The organism is Paenibacillus sp. FSL R10-2734, from assembly GCF_037963865.1.
GTDB lineage: Bacteria > Bacillota > Bacilli > Paenibacillales > Paenibacillaceae > Paenibacillus_AQ.
Map to the genome: position 1 here is coordinate 5958243 of NZ_CP150170.1, position 13645 is coordinate 5971887.

Below are 13645 nucleotides of genomic sequence, written 5' to 3' on the forward strand. Positions count from 1 at the left end.
CAACTGTTCTTCACATATTTGGATCTTCATTAGAGAATAGATTGAGCCGTTAATTCAATCTCATTTCAATTTATCGATCTTCTTGGCAGTAACTTGTGCAGGAAATGAATCATCACTTCCTTCATATAAGACTTCTATTTCTTCGCCTATCTTATACTTTCTAGGATTTACTTTACTTACCCAAATAGCCTGACTATACTCCCCAGACTCTATTAGCTTCTTGTAATCTTCATGTATATCTTCTTTTTGCAGCTGCGAAACCACGAGAATCCTTTTGTTCTCGGTATCAATTGTATGGATCGTACCTATAAACTTCTCTCCTTCTGAACTACAAGCAGAGAGCAACAACAAACACACGATCCATAAACCTCGAGTCCATTTCCCCAAAAGATTCATTTTTAGATTCATAGACTCTCTCCTTCATGGTTGGAACTTCGATTGACAAGGCTTCGAACGATGTCGCTCCTATTGTATGATATTTCATCTAAATTATATCTTAGTAACACTTAATGCCGCTGCAATAATAAAGCATTTTGTTCAGATATCCTCCTCACTACATCTAAAAACTGCAAATGCGAATGTGCAGGAATATTCTTACTTCTGGCTCGAAAGCTTCGTATAGAGCAAGAATTACTGCAGATTTGCAGGAATTTATGGCTTTAGCCCTCTTCGTATCCATATACCCTTCGTAGCGAGGTTCCGAGGGACGGACCGTATTGCACTTATACCCCCTAATTATTCCCGGGTGACTTGGGGCGGATAACGGCGCTGGCTCGTTTACATTACCATCGGCACATTGTGTTCGGTTATTCGCATACATTTGGCTCGCTTACGTTACCGGCGGCACATTGTATTCGGTTTTTCGCATACATTTGGCTCATTTACGTTACCGTCGGCACATTGTATTCGGTTTTTCGCATACATTTGGCTCGTTTACGTTACCGGCGGCACATTGTATTCGGTTTTTCGCATACATTCGGCTCGTTTACGTTACCGACGGCACATTGTATTCGGTTTTTCGCATACATTTGGCTCGGTTACATTACCGTCGGCACATTGTATTTGGTTTTTCACATACATTTGGCTCGCTTACGTTACCGTCGGCACATTGTATTCGGTTTTTCGCATACATTTGGCTCGTTTACGTTACCGGCGGCACATTGTATTTGGTTTTTCGCATACATTCGGCTCGTTTACATTACCGTCGGCACATTGTATTTGGTTTTTCGCATACATTTGGCTCGTTTACGTTACCGTCGGCACATTGTATTTGGTTTTTCGCATACATTTGGCTCGTTTACGTTACCGTCAGCACATTGTATTTGGTTTTTCGCATACATTTGGCTCGTTTACGTTACCGGCGGCACATCTTATTCGGTTTTTCGCATACATTCGGCTCGTTTACGTTACTGGCGGCACATTGTATTCGGTTTTTCGCATACATTTGTCCGTAAGCTCGACTAAAACATGCATTTCGAAGGATATAAGGTCCGCTCGGTCCGTTATACGTCCCAATGAGACGTATGCTTAATTAGAAACAGGGCTCCCCATGGCCACCAGTTGAATATAGCCCCATCCCTTAAATTCGTTTCACATTTCTCCGCAATTTCGAAATTCCATAAATTCTATTCCATAAAAAAACCCGCGCTAGGCGCGGATTCTTAAAGGACTATGTTCTTGTCTTCTGGAACTTTTTTAGCTATTCACTAAACAATTCTATTATTTCGCACTCTCAGCAATCGCCTTATAAGCCGCCAAATCGGTATACACTTCCACTTTAAGCGGATTGCGTTTATGTTTGATGATTTTATAGAAGTGATAGACAAACACTGCAATATTAGCAGCCAAGGATAATGCACTCACAACCCAAAGCGCAGTTTCGCTATGTGAGGATTGAACGGCGAACTTGGATTCGCCAACAAACGCTGGGAAAGACATCGTAAACATCATCCAAAACGCCAAGGTTTGAGCGCGATGCTGCAGCCATGCTCCTTTTTTGAAGAAGAACGCCGGAATGGTACAAGAGATCAACAATGCCGCACCTGCATAGAAGGCGTGGTCAGAAACCGCGTTATATACATAGGCAAAGTTCCAAATGTCATAAGCAATGATCCAGAACCAAAGCTGGTCAGGCCACAGCATATCCTTACTCTTGTCTCTACTGATCACAATACCCATCCAACCAGAAATCGTAATAATGTTCAGAATGCCAGCGATCCCGTTCATAATGTTCCAAGGACCACCTACCATCATTACGCCATCCACCATGCCTTGCAAACTGTACACTTGGAAATCACGGATAACAGCTTCAAGAATGTTGACTGCAAGGATTATAGCCGGGAACATTAATATATATTTGTTCTTGTCCCAACCTTTAACATAACGGATCGCCATGAACCCTATACATCCTGCCAAGGCAGAATATACTTTTACCCAGTGAAACCATGTTCCAGTACTGGAGCCTTCGCCTGCCGTATTTGGCCAAACCGCTACGGTAAGAACAATAGGGACGATTATAAACAGAATGATTGAAAACCACTTGCTCTTTCGAGCTATTTCATTGAAAATCATTAATCCTGCAAGTACCACTAACCACATTAGTGCAGAGTACCAGGGAATCGATTCGAATAAAAACATGATTAATTCCTCCTTCATATTTTGCATGTAAGCGATGTCTTGCGTTCAATATATCCCATCCTACTTCGATCGATCAAACCCTACAAAACGTTGATTCATCAAGGTTTTCATAGTCTCATTTCGAGTTGAGTTTACACTTAATAAGTGCCTCTGGGTGATCAGCTGGCCTCTCCAAATTCACTGCAAATGATTAGAATATAGACCTATAGAACCACACACTGTAAACCTAACTTGAATGTAAAATATCTCCCACAAAGTAGGGATTTCCGTCCCCATTTCTATTCTACTTAGGAGCTTTCTGAGATTTGAAAAAATGTAGTTTTCATGAGATCAGCATTACGTACGGACACCAGTGACCTTATTTGCGATAATTGTGCTGTTTTGGGATGCTATCGGACTCCAGGGACTTTATGTGACTGAAATAGTACGATATTCTCCCTCTTTATGACCAATAACGTCTCTCGAGTCCGAAACTCGCTCCAAAAGGCCTGAAATGCGCAAATAAGTGCATCTGAGTCCGATCACACGAGCATTTGGGTATCTTGCGTAATATCACAAAAAAACCTTGCCAACAAATCTCTTTGTGGACAAGGCTAATCTAATCATCGTATGGAACTTTACGTTCTTATCTTTTTCAGAAAAAACGATCGACCAAGTATTTCGAATATACGATACAGTTCTCCAGTGTAGGAAAATTCATGATTTCTCCAGCATAATAAAGCTTATTTCTCCCCTGCATCTGATCCAGCCGTTCATAAAAGCCTTCACGGATTGCATTAGAATCCACATGGGGGAACTGCTTCCAGCGCTTCATCATATACAGACGGATGTTCTCGCCGCCAAGCTCGCGGAGTTTATTTTCTACCTTTTCCCGCATCTCTTGATCTGTCATTTCATCATTCTCCGCTACATAAACCGTAACTAGATCCGTTGTTCCCATATCTGCCCATCTGTAATACCATGCCATCATATGTCCCTTGCGTTCAGGATTCATATTGCGGGGGATATATCCAGAAAGCTCAGGTAACCCCTTCACTCTGTAAGCATATACCCGAAACCGTTCATAGGTTATGCACTCTAATAGAGTCTTATCCTCCGTAGATAAGTGAACCATATCGCCTAGATGTTCTAAGGAAGCTGTATAAATAACCTTGTCAAAATAAAAGATATCCTGGTTTGTTTCCACCCGCACCTGACCATTTACCTCTTGCTCCATATGTAGCACTTCACAAGTCAGACGCAGATCCTCTACTTGGTCGGCCATTCTTCTAATGAGTTCAGTAACTCCCTTAGGCCAGGTTATCATGTGCGTGATCTCAATAAAGGATAATAGATTATCATAAGTTAGAAATTTCAACACATACGCGGCCGGCACATCATGAATACTCCCAAAACCAAAGGTATTGAAGTAATGCATATAAACCTGCCCAATAACGGTAAGCTCATTCTCTGCACACCACTCTGAAAATGGCTGGCATAGATCGGGTGGTAAGTGTAGAAAACCCGGTTCTTGCAGTGACTTATAACGCTTCAAAATATCCGGCAACCGTTTGAATTCTTGTGCAAAGGCCTGGATCTGGTCCATGGGAATCTGAGTAGTCTTCCGCCCGTTTATATCAAAAAATCCCCGTTCCAATAGTGGCCCTTTATCCATAAGATCAAACTCGCGCATGAGTTCAATCGTATGTTTATAACTTGGCAAGCCAATTAGTGTCCCCATTTCATAAGTTTTCCCTTTGTATTCAATGGAGTGGCATTTGCCACCCACTCGGTCTGACTTCTCAAGGAGAGTAATATGGGTATATCCTTTTTTCGCTAGTTGGTAGGCAGCTGTAACCCCAGAAATCCCTGCACCAATAATACCAATCCTATCTTCATACTTAATATTTGTCATCACCGTTATCTCCTTGTAAATAACCATAATGGCAAGGTCTCTCGCTGACCTGTATACTCAAGTGCGACATCTGATGGTATTTTACCTTGATTAGGTCCGTCGGTGATTACCCTGCTGAAGTTATAGATCCTCAAATATTCGTGTAAGCGCTTTTCTAAAATTTCAAAGGAATCTATCGTATCATCCGCCCAAGCTTGCTGGTAAAACTCTTTCGTCAACACCGCTACAAATTGCTGTAAAGGCTGAAATATCTCAGTCTGATCTGCAGGTATGGCTACTTGATTAATGTTGTTCTTATGTAAAAAATCGCTGTACTTATGTTTACCTCTATCCCAGTTTGTAGTGAATTCACGACTCTTGTTCGTAACCAGATTGTCGATTTGGAATTCTAAAGTCTTCATCAATGGAATGACCTTCAAATGCATAAAATCTATAAAATGAATGGTCGACTTCCGATTATATAGCTTAACTAAACCTAATCTAGAATAGGCATCGTAGATCACGTATTGATACACCTTGCCTACCCTTGGAAATACTCCCATATAGCTAATACTCTGTTGGCACATATACCCGGGATGAGCATTTTCCAGATTTTTCATCTTATAATCAAGAGGTTTTGTTCTCTCTCTATTAGCGGCTTGTGCGCCATCTCTCTTTTTTGCTTTAACTTCTTTGGCATAAGCCTCACGCTCTACTCTCGTACTAAGTCCGTTTCGACGCAGCACATTATAAATACCAGACTCCCCTATGTTCACACCCTCATCCTGCAATTCATAAAAGATTCGCTTGGGCCCATCTTCAGGGAACTTGGCAACGTATTGTAAGATCAATCTTTCCGTTCGCTTATCCACTTTATTAGGCATTACCGGTTTTCGTTCCTTCTCTGCCAGTCCATCCATACCCTGCTCTTGGTAAGCTTTACTCCACTGATAATAGATCGTCCGAGAAATGCCAAACTCCTTGCAGGTTTCGCTCACATTTTTACTGATGGTTCCTTGCATGAGGATATGATATTTGTTGTTTGCATTCACCTATTTCACCCCCTACTCTCTTTATTTTATACATAGTTGGCATTTAAAACAGTGCTATTCTACAATATCTTAAGTTCTTTTCATGACTAATGTAGGGTGATCTATATTAAAAAAGAGAGACAGCTCAAGGCTTCTCTCCATTCCGTACAAAATGTGTGATGTATTCCCCTCCAGAGATCTCCAAGCAGTTCAGACGTTGACCGTATGCGCATCCACCATCCACGCCAATCTTATCTCCCTGCGGACTAAACCAGATTTCTTCCGAATCATGTAGATCCATCGTTGAGGTATGACCGAAAATAATCGTTTTATTAGTGCTGACTACCGGCTTCGTATAAAATGGTTCTCTGATCCAGATAAAATCATACGGCTCCTGCTGCTTCCAATCCTTTATCAATGGATTAATCCCCGCGTGAACAAAAATATGCTCTTCTGTCTCATAATAAAGTGGCAATGAACTTAGAAAATCCAAATGATGTTTGTATTTCTGTCTAATTTCTTCTTTTAGCAGCATGTAATCCTTCCAGCCAAAATCCTTTTTAAAAAAGTCAGAATCCGCCTCACAATAACTCATCAATGTATACAAACCGCCGTTACTCAGCCAATGCGTATCCAGTTTATCATCCTCGCTGGTGAGCGCATCATATGCCATTTTATCGTGATTACCTTTTAGAACAACCGCGCCACATTCCCGCTTCAGGGTCATGACTTGATCCACAATCCCTTTACTATTGGGGCCTCTATCCACATAATCTCCCATCAGGACGAGCTTGTCCTCGGATGGTCGATAATTCACTTTGTTTAACAATGCGTTAAATTCGGAATAACTTCCGTGAATGTCACTAATCGCTAATATTCTGATTGTAATTCCTCCTTGCTCTGGATGCTGCAAGCTAAAACGCCTTCGGCGTCCTTTAAAGGACAGTGAGCGTTTATGCGAGAATTATAAGGATAAAGTATATCGTGAAACTTATACTTTCTTATAATTAAAAAAAGACGTTCCGGCCAAAGGCACCGAAATATCTTTTTTTGTTATGTTCGCTATACGGAATCCATTACGAGTGGATCTTCATCGGATGGATTAAAAAGCTGGCGGCTTCTGACCTCATGCACCGCTTCTTGAAAACGATCACACAGAAAAATCAACTGGTCAATTTCTTTCTTACCTACTTTTTCCGTAACCTCACTTAGAATACCTGAAAAAGTAGCCATCTGGGAATCATAAATCTGCTCCCCTTTATTCGTCAGACCAATATATACAACCCGCCGATCTGTACCGGACGTTGTTCGCACCACGTAACCCTTCTCCTCCAAGCTATTTACCATTTGTGTCGCAGTAGGTCTGCTAATTTGGAGCAGGTCACTTAATCTGGAAATCATGACTCCCTGCTGCTCCTCGACTACCTCTGAAAGCTTCTTTTGCTTCATCAAATTGTTTATGACATACATCATCATAAATTCTCTATATGAAATAGCTTCCTTCGAGGACGGACGTGAGGTCAAACGTTTAATATTTTCAAATGCTATGATTAGCTTCTGCTCTTGACTATTTTGGGTATCCATAAGGCACCTCCAATTTACTCAATCTAATTAGATTACTTACCTATTTCCAAAAAATCAAGTCCAAATCACATTCTCATTCCATAAAAATTAAATAATTAAACAGTTGTGCTATATGACGAATTTGTGTATTATACATAAATGATAGTTTGGCTACCTAATTAATACGACATGAATTCCCAAACTACAATATATAGAAGTTAAAGGAGAGGAACAGCTCTGGAGCATCTCACTCAGAAAAAGAAAGTTACAATTATGATTGCTTTAATGGCGGCTATGTTTTTCGCAGCAATCAACCAGACGATTGTGGGTACTGCAATGCCCCGAATTATTGCGATGTTAGGAGGCATTGAACATTATACTTGGGTCATCACCATTTATATGCTCACCTCAACAATCGCTACTGTACTTGTCGGTAAACTATCCGATATTTATGGGAGAAAGCCATTCCTGTTAGCAGGGATCGTTATTTTTATTATAGGTGCTTTCCTATCCGGATTGTCGACCAATATTTTTCAAATGATCACTTATCGCGGGATTCAAGGTCTAGGCGGCGGGATTCTAATGTCGGCTACCGTAACCGCTGTAGGTGATTTGTTCGCTCCTAGAGAGAGAGCCAAGTGGACTGGTATTATGATGGCCATATTTGGATTCTCTAGCGTAATTGGTCCTACCCTTGGCGGCTTCATGGTGGATCATATGGCCTGGAAATGGATCTTCTGGATCTTCTTGCCTTTCGGTGTCGTGGCTTTCTTTATGATTTGGAGAATGTTCCCTAAAACTGCACGCTCCACCTCTGAATCCATCGACTATTTAGGCTCCATTTTCCTTTCCCTTACCATTGTTGCACTCTTGCTCGGCTTTTCATGGGCAGGAACAAAGTATGACTGGGGTTCTCCAGAAATTCTCGGCTTGTTCGGAGCGTCTGTTCTAGGAGTCATCATTTTGATTCTGATTGAACGAAAAGCTAAAAGCCCAGTGCTGCCATTATCCTTATTTAAGAATTCCATCGTAACCATCTCCATGGTTGTCGGCTTCCTGATGAATGCCGGTATGATGGGCGCAATGATCTATCTACCCTTCTTTGTTCAAGGTGTAGAAGGTGTCTCCCCAACCAACTCCGGATTCATTAATATGCCGATGTCACTGGCAATGATTGTACTTAGTACGCTTGTGGGAAGATGGATCTCCAAATCAGGTAAATACAAGCGTTATGCCCTGATTGGTATGCCATTTATGGTTGCAGCCATGATCTTAATGGCCTTTATGAGTAACATTACTATGGCAGTAGTCAGCATGATTGTCTTCGGTATTGGGTTAGGACTATCGATGCCTGTATTTACCTTAACGGTACAAAATGCCGTAGCCCCTTCCCTGCTAGGTGTTGCTACAGCTACAAATACTTTGTTCCGTAATTTAGGTGGAACCATAGGGATTGCTGTTATGGGTACCATCATGAACTCAACATTAGCGAATAAATTAGAAACCGCAGTTTCCTCTGGTAAGGGTCCAGATTTAACCAAACTTGACCCGGAATCCGCTAAACAGCTTTCCGCATTTATGAACCCGCAAATGCTGCTAGATCAGCCTAAGCTGAAGGAACTGCATGCAACGCTGCCAGAGCAAATTCAGCCGCTCTTCAACCAATTGATTGAGATGCTGCGAAACGCACTAAGTGATTCCCTGACGGTTGTATTCTTAAGCGGTACGGCGCTACTACTTATCGCAGCCCTGCTTGTAATATTCCTTAAAGAGATTCCGTTACGTAGTGGAGAGAAAAAAATGGAGGTACAAGCAGAGGGAAAAAGCGGAAGCAAAAACCTTGAAAAGTCTGTACCTGCTACACATTAATCACAAATAACCTTACCTTAGAGATGTCCGTAAACAGTTTAGGCTGTGCGGCATCTCTTTTCTATATATTAAGGTTTAGGATTCGCTTTGTTGATCGTTCAATTCTTCGAAATAATCGTAGACTTCGTTTAACAGCCCCATCAACGAATCTGTCTTTTCTTTGCCCATATAATCAATCATGCCTTTAAAGGTGTTCCGAGATTTCGTTATGGCCATTTCAGCCAGATGCTCTCCTTTTTCCGTAAGCGTGATCTCACTAATTCGGCGATCCTGTGCATCGGCAGAACGCACCACATATCCTTGTGCAATCAGGCTATTGACCATCTGCGTAACCGTAGGAGAGGTGACTTTTAGAAACTTGCTAATATCTGAAACGGTCTGGCCCTTCTTCCCTTCCCGTTCTTTGCCCAGCTTTAAAGAGACCAACATCCGAACCTCGCTTGGCTTCAATCCCCAGACCGTAGTTTTACGCCAGTTCATTCTGGCAAATTGCTGAAAGGCTTCCATTAGTCCATCCACATTTTGATATCTATCTTCGTTCATCAGTACACCCCATAAGATCATTTAACACTAAGTATAGCCTAATCAGACGTAAAAAAGAATTGGTAGATGTCAGCTATCCATTTTCAAAAGATTACTGGCGAGATGTATAATACAATAGAGACAGTCTATTCATTCCTATTCGAAAGAGGTTATCTATCATGTCCTTTCCTTATTCTACATATGACGCTCTAGGACTTGCTGCGCTTGTCAAAGCACGCGAAGTCTCCCCTCGAGAGCTTGTCGAAGCCGCCTTCGCTCGGCTCGATGAAGTTAATCCAGTCCTAAATGCGGTCGTACGCACTCGTAGAGAAGCTGCCCTTAGGGAAGCTGACGAGATGCCAGTTCATGATAGCTCTCGTCCATTTGCTGGCGTTCCCTTTCTGCTAAAGGATATCTCCCAAGCTATCGCTGGAGAACCTCTCACTTCGGGAGCCATGCTAATGAAAGACCACATTGCAAGACGTGACTCGAACTACGTAGCACGAATCAGAAGCGGCGGATTTATTCCGCTTGGACATACAAACACCCCAGAATTCGGCCTCAAAAACATTACCGAGAACGTCCTCCACGGCCCAGCACGTAATCCGTGGAATCCCGATTATTCCCCTGGTGGTTCGAGTGGTGGCGCAGCGGCGGCGGTGGCTTCTGGTATCGTTCCAGCAGCTGGAGCCAGTGATGGCGGCGGCTCAATCCGTATCCCTGCCTCGTTCACCGGCTTGTTCGGGATGAAGCCAACCCGTGGACGTACCCCAGTAGGACCAGGTGTAGGCCGTCAATGGCAAGGTGCTTCTATTGACTTTGCATTGACAAGATCCGTACGTGATAGTGCTGCTATGCTGGATCTACTGCAGGTCGTACAGCCAGAGGCCGCTTTTCAGACACCTCTATATCCAGGCGTCTATCTGGACGATCTATTCAAGCCTGCACAGCGAAAACTACGCATAGCGTTCACAACGGCTTCACCAGTAGGTACTTCTGTTACTAATGAAGCAGTAATCGCTGTACTCAAGACTGTAAAATGGCTCGAAGCTGAAGGGTATGAAGTTGAAGAAAAGCTAAGTCCAGTAAATGGCGTAAGGCTGATGGAGAATTACTATACGATGAACACTGGGGAAGTGGCAGCGATGTTCGTGTCACTGGAAAAAATGATGGGACGCTCCATTAATGCCAGTGAAGTGGATATCGTCACTTGGGTCCTCGGGGAAGCCGGAAAAAAAGTCTCTGCGGCTGAATTCGTGCATAGTCTGGATGAATGGGATATTGCAGCCGCTCAAATGGCAAGTCTGCTAAACCGCTACGATCTATACATCACACCAACAAATGCAGATTCAGCCCCTAGAATTGGCGAGTTAACGCATAGCTCTGCTGAGATCGAGAAGCTGCTGCATGTACATGAGCTGCCGAAAGAGGAACAACAGCGAATGATTTACGCTATGTTTGAGCCAAGTCTAACCTATACGCCGTTCACTCAGCTCGCCAATTTGACAGGCCAACCAGCAATGAGTGTTCCCGTCCATATGTCCCGAGAGGGTCTGCCGATGGGGGTACAGGTAATGGCTGCTAAAGGCCGGGAAGATTTACTGCTACAGCTTGCAGCCCAGCTTGAACAATCCGAGCTGTGGGTAGGGATGACAGGGAATCCGCTTTTCCCTTGATGAATTAGGGATCAGGCTCTAATAGCTCGTGTTACTCCTGCTCCCGCCCGCAAATGCCATAGAAGAAGATATGGATGGCTTCCTCTATGTAGGCATCCATATCTTCCTGTTTGCTGGCCTCGTCTAGAAGTTCACCCGCATTACGCATATACATCCCCATTAGTGTAAGTATCCCTTTGGTGGATACTTTATTTGAGATTTCTCCCCGCGCTTTCCCATCCTCAACCATCTTCACCAGCAACGGCAAAATATCATTCGCATATCGTTCCTCAATATAATGGAACATTTCTTGATCCTCAATCATAAGCTCATTCACAGTCGCGGGAGATAATCCACGGTAAGTTTCCCTTTCCATGGATAGAATGTAACCAATAATCTCCTTTAGAGAGTGCTCTTCATGAATGCAATCTTCAAACTCCTGAATTTCCTTCTGAACAAAGTCCTTAAAGGATTCACTGAGCAGCGCTTCCTTGCTGCCAAAATAATTATAAATCGTCACCTGTGAGACACCTGCTTCTTTCGCAATGTCTGCGATCCGGAGACGTTTGGGTTCCCAGCTCTTGAGCATCTCCATGGTAGTCTTCATAATTTTGAGCTTTATTTGAGCGGCTCTTTTCTCAAATCCATTCATGCTATCCACCCTTAACTTAATGAAATATTCATTATCAATTATTTCATAATTTCATTGACTTCGTTATTCACTAGGAATAATATAACATATGAAATATCCAATTAGTAATAGTTCATTATTTTGTGGTGGGGGTGGCAACATGCTAGTAGTTGAAGGCTTAACCAAACGATTTTCGAATGGCAAGGGAATCGAAGATGTAACGTTTACTGTAAATAAAGGCGAGGTATTTGGATTTCTGGGGCCAAACGGCGCAGGTAAATCTACGACCATAAGACATATCATGGGATTTATGATGCCGGATCAAGGATATGCGAGTATCCATGGACTTGATGTATGGAAAGCACAGGGCACAGTCCAGAAGCATATCGGCTATCTACCCGGTGAAATCAACTTTTTTGACGGGATGACAGGCATTTCTTTCCTTAAATTCATGTCTGGCATGCAAGGGATGAAGAACACTACTAAACAAGACCACCTGATTGAACGACTGCAATTTGATGCCGCCACTCCGATCCGCAAAATGTCAAAGGGAATGAAGCAAAAGGTCGGCATTGTCGCAGCTTTCATGCACAATCCTGAAGTTATTATTCTGGATGAACCTACCTCCGGACTTGACCCGCTTATGCAAAAGGTATTTATAGATCTCGTATTGGAGGAAAAAGCAGCCGGAACCACCTTTCTAATGTCCTCTCACAGCTTTCAAGAAATTGAGCGTACCTGTGACCGAGCTGCAATCATTAAAGATGGACGTATCATCACCGTAAAAGATATCCATGAACTGCAATCAATGCAGCGCAAGCTGTTTGAGGTTGTTTTCGCGAATCGTGAAGATGCAGATCAATTTGCCTCCTCTGGCCTGCAGGTGGAAGCTCGTGAAGGGAATATGGTCCGCATTGCCGTTCAGGGCAATTATGATCAATTCATTCAGGAGACCGGAAAATACAATATCCGCAGCATGGATGTGTTCACGCAGAATCTAGAGGACATTTTCATGGACTATTATGACCGTGAGGGGGCCGTGCAATGAATCTTCCACTCTATAAGGAAATGATGAGAGTTAACCTGAAAGGAATAATGAATTACGCCTTCGGTTCTGCCTTCTATATTCTATTTATGATCTGGCTATATCCAGGGATTGCCGGAAGCACACAAGCTATTGATGACCTCATTAAAGCTATGCCGGAGGGTGTGGGCAAAGCCTTCGGGTTAACCAGCGGCTTCACCAGTGCTGAAGCTTTTATCTCAGGAGAGTATTACGGACTTATTCTGGTACTGATTCTATCCATTGTGTGTGTACAAATGTCGACGCAGCTCATGGCTCGACTCGTGGACCGCGGCTCTATGGCTTATCTGCTCATTGCACCAACAACGCGGAGAAAAGTAGCTACTACGCAGGCGCTTGTACTCACGACAGCTTTGTTACTGATCATGGGGGTAACCACACTCGCCGGATTATTAGGTAAAGCATGGTTCCTCGGCAGTGAATATGAATTTAACAGCGGCCGATTTGCTCAGCTAAATACTGTGGCCTTTCTATTGTTTTTTGCCGTTGGGGGAATTGCTTTTCTCGTATCCTCGGTATGTAATGATGAGAAAAAAGCACTTGGAATATCCGGCGCCATCACCTTCGGATTCTTTACTCTAGATCTGCTCGGTAAAATAAGCGATAAGCTAGAGGGGCTGCGTTACCTGACCCTATTCTCCTTCTATCAGCCTGGTAAAATCGTTCAAGGAAACGTAGAGGTCATTCAGGTCTCTAGCTGGTTATTGTTGATCGGTGTCCTCGCTTTTGCCTTAGGGATCGGGCTGTTCAGACGACGGGATCTTCCACTATAAGAAAAGG

The 13645-nt window shown here is 43.1% G+C and carries 12 protein-coding genes; 4 read left to right on the forward strand and 8 right to left on the reverse strand.

The annotated features are described in order from the left end of the window. Nucleotides 1-60: 60 nt before the first annotated feature. From NSS67_RS25830 to NSS67_RS25855, 6 genes are all read right to left on the reverse strand, one after another. Nucleotides 61-408 (reverse strand): DUF3221 domain-containing protein, encoded by a 348-nt coding sequence (locus NSS67_RS25830; RefSeq protein WP_339316588.1) that lies wholly within the window; start codon nt 406-408, stop codon nt 61-63. A 1311-nt stretch (nt 409-1719) separates the two neighbouring features. Continuing rightward, entirely contained in the window at nt 1720-2637 is a 918-nt protein-coding gene (locus NSS67_RS25835) for a DUF5692 family protein (RefSeq protein ID WP_339316589.1), read from the reverse strand. A gap of 634 nt (nt 2638-3271) precedes the next feature. Further along, nucleotides 3272-4531 carry an FAD-dependent oxidoreductase gene (locus NSS67_RS25840; protein ID WP_339316590.1) on the reverse strand — a complete coding sequence of 420 codons (1260 nt, stop codon included), beginning with the start codon at nt 4529-4531 and terminating at the stop codon, nt 3272-3274. A gap of 5 nt (nt 4532-4536) precedes the next feature. Then, entirely contained in the window at nt 4537-5562 is a 1026-nt protein-coding gene (locus NSS67_RS25845) for a helix-turn-helix domain-containing protein (protein ID WP_339316591.1), read from the reverse strand. 124 nt (nt 5563-5686) lie between these two features. Next, nucleotides 5687-6454: a metallophosphoesterase family protein gene (locus NSS67_RS25850; protein ID WP_339316592.1), complete on the reverse strand. Its 768-nt coding sequence runs from the start codon at nt 6452-6454 to the stop codon at nt 5687-5689. Nucleotides 6455-6603: 149 nt separating this feature from the next. Continuing rightward, nucleotides 6604-7125 (reverse strand): MarR family transcriptional regulator, encoded by a 522-nt coding sequence (locus NSS67_RS25855; RefSeq protein WP_339316593.1) that lies wholly within the window; start codon nt 7123-7125, stop codon nt 6604-6606. Between the two features lie 216 nt (nt 7126-7341). Between NSS67_RS25855 and NSS67_RS25860 the strand changes: the two genes are divergently transcribed. Beyond that, on the forward strand, nt 7342-8973 hold the full coding sequence (locus NSS67_RS25860; protein WP_339320706.1) for an MDR family MFS transporter: 1632 nt from the start codon (nt 7342-7344) through the stop codon (nt 8971-8973). Between the two features lie 75 nt (nt 8974-9048). On the opposite strand, the gene NSS67_RS25865 is transcribed toward NSS67_RS25860, so the two are convergent. Continuing rightward, entirely contained in the window at nt 9049-9516 is a 468-nt protein-coding gene (locus tag NSS67_RS25865; protein WP_339316595.1) for a MarR family transcriptional regulator, read from the reverse strand. Nucleotides 9517-9674: 158 nt separating this feature from the next. Here NSS67_RS25865 and NSS67_RS25870 point away from each other — a divergent pair, with 158 nt between their 5' ends. After that, complete coding sequence (locus NSS67_RS25870; protein ID WP_339316596.1) at nt 9675-11171, forward strand: amidase; 1497 nt, start codon at nt 9675-9677, stop codon at nt 11169-11171. Between the two features lie 31 nt (nt 11172-11202). Here the strand turns inward: NSS67_RS25870 and NSS67_RS25875 are convergent, their stop codons facing one another. Next, complete coding sequence (locus NSS67_RS25875) at nt 11203-11802, reverse strand: TetR/AcrR family transcriptional regulator (RefSeq protein WP_339316597.1); 600 nt, start codon at nt 11800-11802, stop codon at nt 11203-11205. A gap of 139 nt (nt 11803-11941) precedes the next feature. Here NSS67_RS25875 and NSS67_RS25880 point away from each other — a divergent pair, with 139 nt between their 5' ends. Next, on the forward strand, nt 11942-12829 hold the full coding sequence (locus NSS67_RS25880) for an ABC transporter ATP-binding protein (RefSeq protein WP_339316599.1): 888 nt from the start codon (nt 11942-11944) through the stop codon (nt 12827-12829). Further along, nucleotides 12826-13638 carry an ABC transporter permease subunit gene (locus tag NSS67_RS25885; protein WP_339316600.1) on the forward strand — a complete coding sequence of 271 codons (813 nt, stop codon included), beginning with the start codon at nt 12826-12828 and terminating at the stop codon, nt 13636-13638. The genes NSS67_RS25880 and NSS67_RS25885 overlap by 4 nt, the downstream gene beginning before the upstream one ends. Nucleotides 13639-13645: the final 7 nt, after the last annotated feature.